Here is a 15,190-nt window from a genome sequence, read left to right on the forward strand (position 1 = left end):
GGGGTAAAGGGGCGGCGGCGATGACCGCCCCGGTTGAGTATTACTCGCGCACGCCTTCTACCGAGATGATCAGCTCGACATCCTGCGACGCCGGGCCAAGATCGGTGGTAATGCCGAAGTCTTTCAGCGTGATCTTGCCATTGGCTTCAAAGCCGGCGCGGTAACCCCCCCACGGATCCTTGCCCTGACCCAACAGTTTGGCGTCCAGCGTTACCGGCTTGGTCACGCCGTTCAGGGTCAGGTTGCCCACCACCGCATAGCCGTCACCGTTTTTCTTCACCTCGGTGGAGACAAACGTGGCCTGCTTGTTTTTCTCGACGTTAAGGAATTCGGCGCTGCGCAAGTGCTTGTCACGTTCAGCGTGATTGGTATCAACGCTGGCGGTATTGATGGTGACGTTCACCTTGTCCTTGGAAGGATCTTTCTCGTCGAAGGTGAAGCCACCGTCGAAGTCTTTGAAGCTACCGTACAGCCAGCTATAGCCCAGGTGCTGAATGCGGAATTCGATAAAGGCATGCTGCCCCTGTTTGTCAATCTTATAGTCGGCGGCCAAGGCGGAGCCGGCGCTCAGCAACAGTGCGCCGGCGGTCAGGCCCAATACGGTCTTTTTCAACATAGCAATCTCCATAAATCCACGAGGTTAATCGGCGCTGCGACCCAGCATCCGTTTCAAAGTGACATCACCATCAACAAAGTGATGTTTAAGCGCGGCCAGAGCGTGCAGTACTGACAGTACTACCACGGCCCAGGCCAGATAAAGATGAACAGTGCCGGCGGTATCGGCCTGACTGGCCATACCGGTTGCCGTTGCCGGAACGTCGAACCAGCCGAATACGCTGATCGGTTGTCCGTCTGCGGTCGATATCAGGTAACCGCTGATCAGGATGCTAAACAGAACCACGTACAGCGCCAGGTGCGCCAACACTGCGCTGATGCGGGTGAAACGACCGTAGCTGGCCAGCGGCTTGGGCGGCGGTGATACGAAGCGCCAAATCACCCGCACCACCATCACGCAAAACAGTATCACGCCGATGCTTTTGTGAATTTCCGGCGCCTGGTGATACCAAACGTCATAATAGCCCAGGGTGACCATCCATAGCCCAAGAGCAAACATGCCATAGACGGCCAACGCGACCAGCCAATGAAGCAAAATCGAAATGTGACCAAAGCGGTCAGCGGTGTTTTTCCAGAGCATCGGACTTCCTTACTTTCCCTATGTTCGGTTGCAATAATTAAACATTAAAAAACATAAAATCAATAATTAATTTATCTATGTTACTTCTTATTTATCTCAATCAAATAATTTGTTTTAAGCTGTCGAAATTGGTCAAAGATATCGTTTGATAGTATTAGTCTTTGGCGCGTCGGTTTATTATTTTTTGTTGAATTATATAATTTTAATCTCACGATCGCCGCTTTTGTAATCTTACGTAAATATCATCGACATAATTGAGCAAAAAAGCCGTTTTCAACTGCCATGGCACGGTAAAAAAAAATGTGAACCGTTTTTGACACCATGATTCATCAGCATTGGCGCTGGGTAATCCTGCTGTCCAGCTACGGATTTTGCTAACATGGAGGCTTCACAGGCCGGTCTGGCCATGTGCCTTCAGGGTATCAAGGAAACCATAATGGGACGAACTATCTTGACCGATCGTACGCTGCGCATGGCGTTATTGCTGGCGATGATTGTGGTGATCCTGGCTGGCGTCAAAGCCGCGTCCGACATTGTCGTGCCGTTCTTGCTGGCGGTTTTTTTTGCTATCGTGCTTAACCCGCTGGTGGTGGTGCTCGAACGCTGGCGTATTCCACGCGCGCTGGGTATCGCGCTACTGGTGGCGGCGGTGGTGGTGCTACTGATGCTGTTTATCGGTATGTTGGGGGCTTCACTCAACGAATTTGCCCGCTCGTTGCCACAATATCGCGGCATGATGGCGGAGAAAATGCGTCAGTTGCAGTATTATGCCGACCGTTTCAATATCACCATTTCCCTTGAGGTTATTGCGCATTATATCGATCCCGCCGCCGCGATGAATCTGGTGACGCGCTTGCTGAGCCACTTTTCCGGCGCGATGAGCAATATCTTCCTGCTGTTGATGACCGTGGTGTTTATGCTGTTTGAAGTGCCGCTGTTGCCTTACAAACTGCAACAGGCGTTGGATAAACCGCATGAGGGCATTGCCAATATCCAGCGCGCGGTGCAAGGCGTCACCCATTATCTGGTGATTAAAACGGTTATCAGCCTGGCGACCGGGGTGATCGTCTGGATATTCCTGGCGCTACTGGAGGTGCGTTTTGCCTTTATCTGGGGATTGCTGGCGTTTTTATTAAACTACATTCCCAATATTGGTTCGGTGATAGCCGCTATTCCGCCGTTAATCCAGGCGTTGTTATTTAATGGTGTGGGCGATGCAGTGGCGGTGGCCGGCGGGTTTGTACTGATCAATATGGTGATTGGCAATATGCTCGAGCCGCGCGTGATGGGGCGCGGGTTGGGCCTGTCGACGCTGGTTGTCTTCCTGTCGCTGATATTCTGGGGCTGGCTGATGGGGCCTGTCGGAATGCTGCTGTCGGTGCCGCTGACTATCATCGCGCGTATAGCGTTGGAAGCCAGCGATGGCGGCCACCGACTGGCGGTGATCCTTGGCGATGGCCGGGAACCACGCCAGCAGCCGGCTACGCCGCCCGAGTGACGACAGGCAAGGAAAGTAGGCCTATACCGCCAGTTGCGTGAGATAGGCACCATGGAGCGGTGCAGCCGGTGGGTAAAAATAACGCAGCACGTTATATAACGAATAGAATTCCAGCCGGTTGCGGACGTTGATCTTTTCAGTGATATGGCGTTTATGCACATAAACGGTGTGTGAGCTGATCTGCAGTTTGCGCGCGATGCGGTAGTTTGGCATTTCCGCCATCCAGAACCGCATGACGGTCAGTTCCTGCGGGCTGAACAGTGAATGGGTCCGATTTTCCTGCGGCATAACCGGTTCGTCACGCAAGATGCGTAACGCCTTGGACAGGATCGACTTGCTGAACAGAAACGCGTTATCGGCGATGCGTATTGGATTATCGCTGTAGGGATAGGGGGTATCCAGGTAGATAAACAGCGTGGCGTAATGACTGTCGTCGATAAATCGCTGTAACTGGGCGTCAACGAGGTTATGCCGACAGACGCTGGTCAGGTTCAGCAGGATGTGGGTGGGTTTGAAACCGGTCAGCAGCGGCAGGGCAGATGCCAGGCTGCTAGCGCATTTTATACTGCTGAAAGCATGGGGGGTAAAATAGCCGGCAATTCCCAGGCAGGTGTAGCCGCATTCGTCCACGACAAGTAGTTTCATGGTGACATCCTTGTGATAAAGCAAAAAACATCGGGCATTACATCTGTAAAATAGGGGGAATGCCAGCACTCTACAACTCGGAAATCCAGACTACAGTGCAAGCTTTTTCCGTGGCAAAGTGAACGTAGAGCGGATAGCGAGCCGCAAGGGGTGAGCAACGAAAGTGGAATCAGCCTGCGCCGAGCGGTCGCAGGCGACGACAAACCTAATCAGTCGTGATTGAAACGGCGCAGCGCAAACGGCGATATGTCGAACGGAATGGTTTTATCCTGGGCGTACAATGCGGCAATTTCGCCCAACACGCTGGCAAACTTGAAACCATGACCACTCAATCCGCTAATGACCATCATATTCGCGCAATCGGGCACGGTATCGATAATAAAGTCTTCATCGGGACTCATGTCGTAGGTACAGGCTTTGCCATGCAGACAGACGCCAACGCCCGCCAAATGCTGGCGCAGGAAGTTGAATACCTCGCTGCCGTCGCTGGCAATGCTGCCAAAAGGCGTGCGCTGGGCGGGATCGTCGATCGGCTGGCCGCCGTCATGTTTGCCGACTTTCAAACCGTCGTTATCGGCCGGGAAACCATAATAATGGCAGCCATCCTGCGCTTCCACGGTAAACGCCGGGAAGCGGTTGGTTTCGCTATAACGCCCATCCGCCTGATGCCAGGAGAAGACTTTACGCAATGGCGTTACCGGCAACAGCGGCAGCAATTTCTTCACCCAGGTGCCTGCGGCAACCACCACCTTGCGTGCCTGGAAGCGGCCTTCCGGCGTGGTAACTTCAACCCCGTCATCCATGGCCGCAACCGATGTTACCGCACAGTTGAACAGCTGGCTGCAGCCGGCATCTTTGGCAAGTTTGATATATTGGGCTATCGCCAGTTCGGCGCGCAAGAAACCGGCATCAGGTTCAAACACCGCCACGTAGTTTGACGGTACGCTGAATTCTGGCCAGCGTTGCTGGATTTCATCGGCGGTCAGCAATTGGCTATTGAGGCGGAAAGCGTGGGCGCTGTGGCGCGCGTTGGTGATAAATTCGGCATCGTGCGGGCCGATATTCAGCACGCCGCAGGCGTGGAACAGTTGTTCACCGCTGGTCAAGGCCAGGCCATTCCACAGCGCCTGTGCGCGCAGCACTAACGGCACGTACTTTTCACCCTCGCCATAGGCATGGCGAATAATCCGCGTATCACCGTGATGACTGCCGTTACTGTGTGGCGGAATGGCGCTGTCGATCATCAACACCTTTAACCCGGCCTGCGTTGCGTAATACCCCGCGGCGGCGCCTACCGAACCACTGCCCACCACGATCAAGTCATATTCCACGTCACCCTTCCTCACTGTTGCGCGTTGCTTATCGCCCCATAATAAAAGGTTGGTCTTATCAATGCATCCGTTGTTGCGGTAACAGCCAAAGAAAAAGCGCCAGGAGTGTGCGCCGGCGCTTTAGAGGTGAGTGATGGAAGCGTTAGTGTTTTTTACGATCAAGATCCTGGTAATCCGTTGATTCGATTTTGGCGATGCCGGCTTCTAGAATGTTAATAAGTTGTCGGGCGACATCGGTGGTTAACCAAAGCGTTCTGTCTACTTGGGCTTCTTCGGGCGTTTGGTCTAGTGAAGACAGGTAATGAAGGCGTATCATCATGGCGTCATAGACGTCGACAGTACTGATATCCCAACCAACAAGCGGGTGCGTCTGAATTACTTCATCATTTCTGTCCATAAAGACCCCTTATTGAGTAGTAACTAGCATGAGTAACTAACGAGGATCGATGCGGCTCATCATCATGAGGAGCATTTACAGTATACGCATACCCTCTGTAGGGTGTCGCTTTTCCTGCGTTTTTTTGTAAAAAAAATGCTCATTTGCGCAAAAAACAGGCGAAAGTGCTGTGGGCGGCCTAACGGGACTTGACGGCCAAGGCCGGCTGAAACCAGGCTCAGGGAGCCTCTTGTGGCGGTAGGGTAGTCGGCGGCTGGACGTGTTTTTCCAATTCGGCCGCCAGGTGGGCAAAGTGTTTTTGCGTTTCGCTATCCCGATTCTGATTTTGTGATTCGAGTTTTAAACTATGAATCAACAGCTGGTTGGCTTTGCTGTCCAGACCAAACGCCAGATAGGAGAATGCCACTTCCAGCACGCTCAATCGACGTTTTTGATCGGCGATCAACGCCAACAGTTCACCGAAGGTCATCGCTTCTTCGGGTTTTTCTTTGTCCGGGGCCATGCAACACACTCCTGTCAAACGTCGCCAGATACCATGGTTAATTACAGACCAGATATCAGGTTTATTCCAGCTGACTGGCGGGATTTGCGGCGTGGCGCAGAGACAAAAAAGCCGGAGAGCGACCCCCGGCAAAAACAGCATTGCAGTGTTATTCTGCGGTGAACCAATCGTCCGCGCTTTCCCAGGTTTCCTGTAGAATTTCGGCGATCAGATCCTTGTCCGTTTTGACGCCCCCGAGCACCGAAAGCCCGTTGGCGCCAGCATATCTCACCTGTACCACTGCGTCTGGGAACTGTCGATTTAGCCGTTTGCCCAATTCACCGCTCAAGGCTTCAATCGCCCCTGGCGGCAGCGGTCTGGTTTTATCTATGGTTACTTCAACACGCATCATTGCCCCCGAAGTCATTTACTGTGTATTTATACAGTCAATGACCTGCGGGAGCAAGAGGGCACGATAAAAAAATCAGCAGGCGGTGACTGACCAGTTAACGCTTTCTCCGGCGAGGAACGGCACGATGGATTCGTTGCCGAGGGCAATCTCTGCCGGCTGGGTTACCGGGACACGCTGTAGTTCGATAAAATCTTCGTTGACCGGCAAACCATAGAAGCGTGGGCCGTTCAGTGAGCAGAAGGCTTCCAGGTGCTGCAGCGCGCCAAGTTGATCGAATACCGTGGCATAGGCCGGCATGGCGCTTGGGGCGTTGAACACGCCGGCACAGCCGCAGCTCGACTCTTTCCGGTGTTTGGCATGCGGCGCGGAATCGGTACCCAGGAAGAATTGCTCACAGCCGCTGGCTACGGCATTGCGCAGCGCTTCCTGATGAATGTTGCGTTTCAGGATCGGCAGACAGAACAGGTGGGGACGAATGCCGCCTACCAGCATATGGTTACGGTTGAACATCAGGTGTTGCGGGGTGATGGTCGCAGCAAGAAAACGATTGCCTTGTTGCACGTACTGAGCGGCTTCTTTGGTGGTGATATGTTCGAAGACAATTTTCAGTTCCGGGAAGTTGTGGCGAATTGGTTCCATGACGCTGTCAATGAAGCGTGCCTCACGGTCAAAAATATCGACGCCAGCATCGGTCACTTCACCGTGAATCAACAGCGGCATGCCAATCTTCTGCATTTGCTCCAGCAGCGGGTAGATGCCTCTCACGTCGCTGACGCCATGGTTGGAGTTGGTGGTGGCGTTGGCCGGATACAGCTTGGCGGCGGTGAATACGCCCTGGGCAAACCCATCGATCAGCACCGCGGCGTTCAGTGAATCGGTCAGGTAACAGGTCATCAGTGGGGTAAAATTATGGCCCTGCGGCACGGCAGCCAAAATACGCTCACGGTAGCGTTGCGCGGCTTCAATTGTGGTAATCGGCGGCGCCAGATTCGGCATCACAATCGCCCGGCCGAATACTTGACTGGTATAGGGCAGAACCGTTTTCAGCATGTCATCGTCACGCAGGTGGATATGCCAGTCGTCAGGGCGGCGAATTTTCAGGGCTTGAGGCTGTGCGGTCATGTTGCAAAACTCCGGCGGTCAGAAATACGTCAAAGTAAAAGCGAATAATGGGGATGTTATTCACGCCGGGGTGTAAGGATAAGCGGAAAGCGATTGCGATGCATCTGTTTGTTAATCGCAAGTTGAAAACAATCGGCCAACGGGCGCATAGTGATGAGGATCCGACTGTTTTGCCAACGGTATGGTTGGCTATCAAGTTATTAAGTATCAATGGGAGGTTGAAATGGAAGTTCGTGTGATTGCTACCTTGCAAGCCAAGGCTGAATTTTTTGATGCGGTAAATGATGCGGTGCATCAGATCGTCGAGGCCAGCCGCCAGGAGCAGGGTAATTTGCAGTACGATCTGCACCGGGATCTGGACCAGCCGGGCGCGTTTGTCTTCTTTGAGCGCTGGGCTAACGCCGAGGCACTGGAAAAACACAATGCCACTGCGCACTTCACGCAGTTTGTCGCTCAGATCGATGGCAAACTCGAGGTGCTGGACATCAAGCGGCTAGCGAAAATTGCCTGAGATATTGGCCACAAGCGATAAAAAAACCCGCCGATTGGCGGGTTTTTATTGCTTGGATTAACTTAATCGTTAACCGGCTGCGGCTTGGTGGCTGGTGCCGTTGCCGTGGTGGCTGCGGCATGCCCGCCGGCAGAGCCTTTACCTTCGAAGTTGAAGGCAGGGCGGTGCCAGTCGCTTTGCTTCGGCGCTTCCGGCTGATAAGCCGGCGCTGGCGCTTTGGTCATCGGTGCGCTGGCGATATGCTTGTACAGCGTCGCGCCATGCGTTTCCTTAACCGCCGCCGTGGCGACGGCCACAGCCGGTTCAGCAACCGTTGGCGCTTCATCGACCACCATCTCAGCTTGGGCAACCACCGGTTCGGTCACCGGCTGTGGCGCGGGCTCAACCGGCGCTTCAACCACGGTGTCGGCAACGGTTTCATCCGCCGCGTGTTCTGCCGGCGTCGCCGCTACGGTTTCAACCGCCGGGGCCAATTCAGCGTCAGCCGCTGGCGCAGGCTGAGCGTCGACCGATTCGATAGGCTCTGGCGCTGCGGCCGGGGCGCTATCTTCGGCGCTGGTTGCTGCCTGGCTAACCGGGGTCTCAGCGGTTTCCGCCACGTCCTCGGCCAGTTGGCTATTGATTACCGGTTCGGCCGTTGCCGGCTCGGCAGCAATCTGCTGCGTTGCTGCTGGCGCCGTTTCGGTTTCAACGGTTGGCTGCTCGGCGGTTGCCTGAACCACTTCGCTGGCGTCAGCCACCCGTGGCGCGGCAACGCTGGCTGCCGCTACCGCGTCGTTGGTCATAACGTTTTCAGCAGCAATATTGGTCGCTTCGGCAGTGGCTTCGGCTTCTTCTACCGCTGAAATCGCTTGCGTGACAGGGTAACTGACCCATACTTTGCCAGAGGCCATTTCAGGCGACACGAAAGCGCCTGCCAGAGGCATTGGCGACTGGGTAGGGTAACGTTCATCACGGTAACGGCGACGACGCTGACCGCTGACGCGCAGATGGCGCGGTGAGCGGCGTGAACGACGCGGCATACCGTTTTCACCGTTGCGTGCTTCACCCTGTGCTTCATCTTCAGGCGACGCTGCGACGGTTTCCGGCAACAGTTTCACGCTGTCTTCCGCTGTCGAAGTTGGCTTCACTGCGTCGGTTTTTGGTGCCAACAGCTCTTCCGCTGCACTCTGCAGTTCTTCTTCTGCGGACTGAATGCGGACACGCTGCGTCAACTGACGACGTTGACGGCGCTGCGCCGGCTGCTGATGACGATCGTCCTGATCTTCATCGGTTGCTGCTGCCACAGGCGCTTCAACGCTTTCCAGCGCCTTCACTTCCTGCTGAGCCTGACGTTTTTCTTCCTGACGGCGACGTTGGCGTTCGGCACGCTGTTCACGGCGTTGCTGCTGTTCTTCGCGCTGCGCCTTGGCGGCTTCTTCCGACTGAGCTTCGGCGGCAACCGGCGCGTTTTGCGCTGCGTTGCGACGGTTACGGCGCTGCTCGTCACGCGACTCGCGAGGTTCGCGCGCTTCGCGATTATCGCGGCCTTCGCCACGTTCTCTACGTTCGCCACGTTCTGGACGTTCACCGCGCTCGTTACGGTCACCGCGTTCGTTACGGTCACCGCGTTCGCCGCGATCTTTGCGGCCGGCGCCTTGACGGCGTTGGCCACGACGATCCTGACGACGGTTTTCGCTGTTTTCAGCTTTCGGCGTTTCAGCCGGTTTTTCTTCTACCGCCGGTTGTTCATCCGCGGCGAACAGTGCTTTCAGACCACCGAACAGACGACCCAGCAGGCCGGGTTTGACAGCAGCTGGCGCCGTTTGCTTGGCGACCGCGGCAGGTTTGGCCACTGCCACGGTTTCTTGCGCCGGCGGTGGGGCATCGGCAGCCAGAGAGAAGGAGGCCAGCGCCGGTTGTTCGGGACGTTTGCGCTCCATTGGCGCATCTTCCAGCGGCTGAGCCATCTCTTCTTCGTGCAGTTTCGGCAGCAGGTAGCTCAGGGTTGGGGTTTCTTCGCCTTTGCGCACGCGCAATACCGAATAATGTGGCGTTTGCATCTGATCGTTTGGCACGATGATGGCTTTAACGCCGCCCTGACGCTTTTCAATGGCGCTGACGGATTCACGTTTTTCGTTCAGCAGGTAAGATGCCACCTGAACCGGCACGATAGCGTGAACTTCTTTGGTGTTTTCCTTCAGCGCTTCTTCTTCGATCAGGCGCAGAATGGACAGTGCCAACGACTCGTTGTCACGCACGGTACCGGTGCCGTTACAGCGCGGGCAGACGTGATGGCTGGATTCGCCAAGTGACGGGCTGAGGCGTTGACGGGACATCTCAAGCAGGCCAAAGCGGGAAATGCGGCCAATCTGGATACGTGCACGGTCCTGACGGACGGCATCGCGCAGACGGTTTTCCACTTCGCGCTGGTGGCGTACCGGCGTCATGTCAATGAAGTCGATAACGATCAGGCCGCCGAGGTCACGCAAGCGCAACTGGCGAGCGATTTCATCAGCCGCTTCCAGGTTGGTATTGAACGCGGTTTCTTCAATATCGCCACCGCGGGTTGCACGCGCGGAGTTGATATCAATGGCGGTCAGAGCTTCGGTGGTATCGATAACAATCGAACCGCCGGAAGGCAGACGCACTTCGCGCTGGAAGGCCGACTCAATTTGCGATTCGATCTGGTAATGGCTGAACAGCGGAATTTCACCACTGTACAGTTTGATTTTGCTGCTGAAATCTGGACGGCCCAGCGCGGCAATGTGCTCTTTCGCCAGGTCGAGAATTTTCGGGTTGTCGATCAGGATTTCGCCAATGTCCGGGCGCAGATAATCGCGGAATGCACGCACGATAACGTTGCTTTCCTGATGGATCAGGAAGGGTGCAGGACGGCCTTCGGCGGCTTTCTTGATGGCATCCCAGTGCTTGAGACGGAATGACAGATCCCATTGCAGCGCTTCGGCAGATTTGCCGACGCCCGCGGTGCGGACAATCAGGCCCATGCCGTCGGGTAATTGCAGCGAGGATAACGCTTCTTTCAGTTCGGTGCGGTCGTCACCTTCGATACGGCGAGAAATACCGCCGGCACGCGGGTTGTTCGGCATCAACACCAGGTAACTGCCTGCCAGGCTGATGAAGGTGGTCAAGGCGGCGCCTTTGTTGCCACGTTCTTCTTTATCAACCTGTACGATGACTTCCTGGCCTTCGCGCAGCACATCTTTGATGTTAGGGCGGCCATGGGAGGAATAATTGCTAGGGAAGTATTCGCGGGCGATTTCTTTAAGGGGGAGGAAACCATGTCGTTCTGCGCCGTAATCTACGAATGCAGCTTCAAGACTTGGTTCAATGCGGGTGATTTTGCCTTTGTAAATATTCGCCTTTTTCTGTTCATGACCCGGGCTTTCAATGTCCAAATCATACAGCCGCTGTCCATCTACTAGGGCAACACGCAACTCTTCCTGCTGAGTTGCGTTAATCAACATTCTTTTCATCTTAACTTACTCGTTATTTTTTACATTATCGACAGAGCTGCGGGCAAAAATATCCGTCATACTTCAGGCAGTTTCTGCATTGACGGCGCTTTCTCACCCCCGTCGCACCGGTGTCGATGCGCCTGGAGACTCGTTCAGTTGCCGTCTTTATGCAACCTGATTTATTAAGGGTATAACCTCATGGCCGGGTTAAACCGAAAGCCCCGTGTCTTCTCGCAAAGCCGTCAACCTCACGGTTGTCGCCTGCATAGGGGCGCATTATCTCGGTAAGCCTGCGTTTCTTTGTGAATGCAGCGCTTTTGAGTCAGGGAATAGTCTCTGATTTACGTCGACAGATCTGATTCCATTTTACCGGCCAAGCTGCAACCCGCAGCCCGCTAATTGTTTGATTTCACATTACGTCTTACGCCATTGCTGCGTTTTTGTGCTACCAGACAAACTTTATAATTCCGCAATTTCCCTTGTTTTAACGAGAATCAAGGCGGAAAGTGACCTCATTATTCCACTGCTGATACCGTTATAGCAAGGTGACTTTTTCTTAACTGCGGAAGAAATCGCAAACGATCAAACCGGCTTGCTGCCTTATTGTTCGCCGTGATCAATTCCACCGTCAGAGTGACAGTTAAGCACATAAAAAGAGGTGGCGCTATTTACGCGCTGTATTTAGAATCTCGCCCCATGAAAACGAACAATCCCGCAGTACAACTGATCACGATTTCTGACGATGAAGCGGGTCAGCGAATCGACAATTTTCTCCTTGCCCGCCTGAAAGGCGTGCCGAAGAGTATGATTTACCGCATCGTACGCAAGGGCGAGGTGCGGGTGAACAAAGGCCGCATCAAGGCCGAATACAAGCTGGCCGCCGGCGACGTGGTTCGCGTGCCGCCGGTGCGGGTGGCCGAGCGTGAAGAAGCGCCGGTGTCCGCCAAACTGGATAAAGTGGCGGCGTTGGCCAATTGCATCCTGTACGAAGATGACCACCTGTTACTGCTGAACAAACCCTCCGGCACCGCCGTGCACGGTGGCAGCGGCTTGAGCTTTGGCGTCATCGAAGGGTTGCGCGCGCTGCGACCGGAAGCGCGCTTCCTGGAGCTGGTGCATCGGCTGGATCGCGATACCTCCGGCGTATTGCTGGTGGCGAAGAAGCGCTCGGCGCTGCGTTCGCTGCATGAGCAACTGCGGCTGAAGGGGATGCAAAAGGATTACCTGGCGCTGGTGCGCGGTCAGTGGCAATCGCATTGCAAAGCGGTGCAGGCGCCGTTGCTGAAGAACATTCTGCAAAGCGGTGAGCGCATCGTGCGCGTCAGCAGCGAAGGTAAACCGTCGGAAACCCGCTTTAAGGTGGAAGAGCGGTTTGAACATGCCACCTTGGTGAAGGCCAGCCCGATTACCGGCCGCACCCATCAGATCCGCGTCCATACTCTACATGCCGGGCATCCCATTGCCTTTGACGATCGCTATGGCGATCGCGAGTTCGATCGTCAGTTGGCCGGCACCGGCCTCAAGCGGCTATTCCTGCATGCGGCGGCGTTGCGTTTTGAGCACCCGGGCACCGGCGAAACGCTGCGTATCGAAGCGCCGATGGACGACGAACTGCGTCATTGTCTGCAAGTGCTGCGCAAGCAGGCGCAGAAGTAACATCAGGTTTATCCCAGCGGGTCGAGTCCTTCGGCCCGCAGCATCTCCAGCAGTGCGATCAGCGGCAGTCCGACCAGCGTGTTCGGGTCGCGGCCTTCCAATCGGTCAAACAGGGCAATGCCCAATCCTTCGCTTTTAAAGCTGCCGGCGCAATTGAGCGGCTGCTCACGTTGCACGTAAGCGGCGATTTCCGCCTCGGTGAGGGGGCGGAAATGGACGTGAAACGGTTCGCATAACGCCTGCAGATGCCCACTGCGGCTGTTGTACAGCGCCAGGCCGGTATAAAAGGTGACGCGTTTGCCGCTGGCCTGACGCAATTGCGCACGGGCATTGTCTTCGCTATGTGGCTTGCCGCTAATGCGGCCATCCAGCACGCATACCTGATCGGAGCCGATGATCAGATGGTCCGGGTAGGCCGACGATAACGCCTGCGCCTTGGCGGCAGCCAGGCGCAGCACCAGTGCGTCGGGGCTTTCGCCGGCCAGCGGGCTTTCATCAACCTGCGGCGCAGCGCAGATAAAGGGCAGTTGCAGCTTCTCCAGCAGCAGTTTGCGGTAGGGGGACGTCGAGGCTAACAGTAATCTCTGCATAAATTTTTTCGTAAACCGTAGCGTATTTGGTAGCAGCATCTTAAACTGTCGGCCGCTGTGGAAGCGAATATTGGTGAAAGGTGCCGTTTTACGGCCTTTTTCTTTGACTCTACGTCGTTACAAAGTTAATATGCGCGCCCTATGCAAAAGGTAAAATTACCCTTGACCATTGATGCGGTACGTACCGCTCAGAAACGCCTGGACTATGTTGGTGTCTATGCGCCTGAGCAGGTTACACGTGTTGCCGACTCCGTGGTCAGTGTGGATGGCGATGTTCAGGTGTCGTTGTCGTTTGATATTGACAACCAACGCCTGGCGGTGATTACAGGGCAAGCGGACGTCGCGGTAACGCTGATGTGCCAGCGCTGTGGAGTCCCGTTTGAACATCACGTTCACACAACATATTGTTTTAGCCCGGTCGTCAATGATGAGCAGGCTGAGGCATTACCGGAAGCGTACGAACCGATCGAAGTTGACGAGTTTGGCGAAGTCGATCTGTTGGCAATGATTGAAGATGAAATTATTCTTTCGCTGCCAGTCGTTCCGGTACATGAATCTGAACACTGTGAAGTGTCCGAAGCGGACATGGTATTTGGCAAACTGCCTGCAGAGGCGGAGAAACCGAATCCGTTTGCCGTATTAGCCAGTTTAAAGAAAAGTAATTGAGGAGTAAGGTCCATGGCCGTACAACAGAACAAACCAACCCGTTCCAAGCGTGGCATGCGTCGTTCACACGATGCGCTGACCACGACTACTTTGTCTGTAGACAAAGTATCCGGTGAAACTCACCGTCGTCACCACATCACTGCCGACGGTTTCTACCGCGGTCGCAAGGTTATCGGCTAAGTAGCGGTACCTTGACTCGTCTAACCCTGGCGTTAGATGCAATGGGCGGGGACTTCGGTCCCTGCGTCACAGTGCCTGCTTCATTGCAGGCACTGGCCTCTAATTTACAGCTTCATCTCCTGCTGGTCGGCGATCCCGACGCCATCTCCCCCTTACTTGCCAAAGCCGATCCGATTCTTTTGGAGCGTCTGCAAGTCGTGCCCGCCGAGTCAGTCATTGCCGGTGACGCCAAGCCTTCACAAGCAATACGCGCCAGCCGCGGCACCTCCATGCGTATCGCGCTGGAGCTGATTAAGCAGGGCGAGGCGCAGGCATGCGTCAGTGCGGGCAATACCGGGGCGCTGATGGGGTTGGCCAAGATGTTGATCAAGCCGCTGGACGGCATCGAGCGGCCAGCGTTGATGACGGTGATTCCCAACCAGCAGCGCAGCAAGACGGTGGTGCTGGATCTGGGCGCCAACGTGGAGTGCGACAGCACCATGCTGGTGCAGTTCGCCGTGATGGGCGCCGTTATGGCGGAAGAGGTGGTGGGCATTGCGCAACCGCGCGTGGCGCTGCTGAACATCGGCGAAGAAGAGACCAAAGGTCTGGATAATATCCGCGAAGCGGCCGCTGTTTTAAGAAAAACTCCGACAATCAACTATATTGGTTATCTGGAAGGAAACGATCTGCTCACCGGTAAAACCGATGTCATGGTCTGCGACGGCTTTGTTGGCAACGTCACGCTGAAGACCATGGAGGGTGTGATAAGGCTGTTTTTATCTTTGCTGAAATCCTCCGGCGACGGTGGTAAGCAGGCGTGGTGGTTAAAATTGTTGGGCCGTTGGTTACAAAAAAGAGTGGCCAGGCGTTTCGGTCACTTGAACCCCGACCAGTATAATGGTGCATGTCTGTTAGGATTGCGGGGCACCGTAATCAAGAGCCACGGCGCGGCGAACCAACGCGCGTTCGCGGTCGCCATCGAACAGGCTGTGCAGGCGGTGCAGCGGCAAGTCCCTGACAGGATTGCGGCGCGCCTTGAGGCTGTATTACCCAAGAGTGACTGATC

General features: G+C 55.1%; 16 protein-coding genes. 6 read left to right on the top strand and 10 right to left on the bottom strand.

From position 1 onward, the window contains the following. Positions 1–40: 40 nt before the first annotated feature. Both AC2AXP_RS04650 and AC2AXP_RS04655 read right to left on the bottom strand, forming a co-directional pair. Positions 41–616, bottom strand: a complete 576-nt coding sequence (locus AC2AXP_RS04650) for a YceI family protein (RefSeq protein ID WP_039992214.1) — start codon at positions 614–616, stop codon at positions 41–43. Between the two features lie 24 nt (positions 617–640). Continuing rightward, the gene (locus tag AC2AXP_RS04655; protein ID WP_004964301.1) at positions 641–1,195 is read right to left on the bottom strand and encodes a cytochrome b; all 555 of its coding nucleotides are present in this window, start codon (positions 1,193–1,195) and stop codon (positions 641–643) included. Positions 1,196–1,631: 436 nt separating this feature from the next. Here AC2AXP_RS04655 and AC2AXP_RS04660 point away from each other — a divergent pair, with 436 nt between their 5' ends. Further along, positions 1,632–2,693, top strand: a complete 1,062-nt coding sequence (locus AC2AXP_RS04660) for an AI-2E family transporter (protein ID WP_039992779.1) — start codon at positions 1,632–1,634, stop codon at positions 2,691–2,693. A 21-nt stretch (positions 2,694–2,714) separates the two neighbouring features. On the opposite strand, the gene AC2AXP_RS04665 is transcribed toward AC2AXP_RS04660, so the two are convergent. From AC2AXP_RS04665 to pyrC, 6 genes are all read right to left on the bottom strand, one after another. Continuing rightward, positions 2,715–3,338, bottom strand: a complete 624-nt coding sequence (locus AC2AXP_RS04665) for a LuxR C-terminal-related transcriptional regulator (RefSeq protein ID WP_004964297.1) — start codon at positions 3,336–3,338, stop codon at positions 2,715–2,717. Positions 3,339–3,547: 209 nt separating this feature from the next. Further along, positions 3,548–4,669: an N-methyl-L-tryptophan oxidase gene (gene solA / locus AC2AXP_RS04670; protein ID WP_198772696.1), complete on the bottom strand. Its 1,122-nt coding sequence runs from the start codon at positions 4,667–4,669 to the stop codon at positions 3,548–3,550. 142 nt (positions 4,670–4,811) lie between these two features. Continuing rightward, the gene (bssS, locus tag AC2AXP_RS04675; protein ID WP_004964293.1) at positions 4,812–5,066 is read right to left on the bottom strand and encodes a biofilm formation regulator BssS; all 255 of its coding nucleotides are present in this window, start codon (positions 5,064–5,066) and stop codon (positions 4,812–4,814) included. A gap of 217 nt (positions 5,067–5,283) precedes the next feature. Next, complete coding sequence (locus tag AC2AXP_RS04680; protein ID WP_004964291.1) at positions 5,284–5,568, bottom strand: hypothetical protein; 285 nt, start codon at positions 5,566–5,568, stop codon at positions 5,284–5,286. Positions 5,569–5,716: 148 nt separating this feature from the next. After that, complete coding sequence (dinI, locus tag AC2AXP_RS04685) at positions 5,717–5,956, bottom strand: DNA damage-inducible protein I (protein ID WP_039992209.1); 240 nt, start codon at positions 5,954–5,956, stop codon at positions 5,717–5,719. A gap of 75 nt (positions 5,957–6,031) precedes the next feature. Then, positions 6,032–7,081 carry a dihydroorotase gene (pyrC, locus tag AC2AXP_RS04690; protein WP_430299012.1) on the bottom strand — a complete coding sequence of 350 codons (1,050 nt, stop codon included), beginning with the start codon at positions 7,079–7,081 and terminating at the stop codon, positions 6,032–6,034. Positions 7,082–7,304: 223 nt separating this feature from the next. Between pyrC and AC2AXP_RS04695 the strand changes: the two genes are divergently transcribed. After that, positions 7,305–7,592 (top strand): putative quinol monooxygenase, encoded by a 288-nt coding sequence (locus AC2AXP_RS04695; protein WP_039992778.1) that lies wholly within the window; start codon positions 7,305–7,307, stop codon positions 7,590–7,592. 62 nt (positions 7,593–7,654) lie between these two features. On the opposite strand, the gene rne is transcribed toward AC2AXP_RS04695, so the two are convergent. Then, positions 7,655–11,068, bottom strand: a complete 3,414-nt coding sequence (rne, locus tag AC2AXP_RS04700) for a ribonuclease E (RefSeq protein WP_484381444.1) — start codon at positions 11,066–11,068, stop codon at positions 7,655–7,657. 678 nt (positions 11,069–11,746) lie between these two features. On the opposite strand from rne, the gene rluC reads away from it, so the two are divergent. Beyond that, positions 11,747–12,706, top strand: coding sequence for a 23S rRNA pseudouridine(955/2504/2580) synthase RluC (gene rluC / locus AC2AXP_RS04705; protein ID WP_004964280.1), 960 nt, complete (start codon positions 11,747–11,749; stop codon positions 12,704–12,706). A gap of 8 nt (positions 12,707–12,714) precedes the next feature. Here the strand turns inward: rluC and AC2AXP_RS04710 are convergent, their stop codons facing one another. Next, positions 12,715–13,296, bottom strand: coding sequence for a Maf family protein (locus AC2AXP_RS04710; RefSeq protein WP_050763131.1), 582 nt, complete (start codon positions 13,294–13,296; stop codon positions 12,715–12,717). 141 nt (positions 13,297–13,437) lie between these two features. Here AC2AXP_RS04710 and yceD point away from each other — a divergent pair, with 141 nt between their 5' ends. The 3 genes from yceD to plsX are packed head-to-tail and all read left to right on the top strand — an operon-like array spanning position 13,438 to position 15,188. Beyond that, positions 13,438–13,962 carry a 23S rRNA accumulation protein YceD gene (gene yceD, locus AC2AXP_RS04715; protein WP_004964276.1) on the top strand — a complete coding sequence of 175 codons (525 nt, stop codon included), beginning with the start codon at positions 13,438–13,440 and terminating at the stop codon, positions 13,960–13,962. A 12-nt stretch (positions 13,963–13,974) separates the two neighbouring features. After that, positions 13,975–14,142 (top strand): 50S ribosomal protein L32, encoded by a 168-nt coding sequence (rpmF, locus tag AC2AXP_RS04720; protein WP_004927778.1) that lies wholly within the window; start codon positions 13,975–13,977, stop codon positions 14,140–14,142. A gap of 11 nt (positions 14,143–14,153) precedes the next feature. Beyond that, positions 14,154–15,188 carry a phosphate acyltransferase PlsX gene (gene plsX / locus AC2AXP_RS04725; RefSeq protein WP_071586682.1) on the top strand — a complete coding sequence of 345 codons (1,035 nt, stop codon included), beginning with the start codon at positions 14,154–14,156 and terminating at the stop codon, positions 15,186–15,188. Positions 15,189–15,190 lie beyond the last annotated feature (2 nt).

The sequence above is a fragment of the Serratia sp. Sp408 genome (assembly GCF_057180665.1).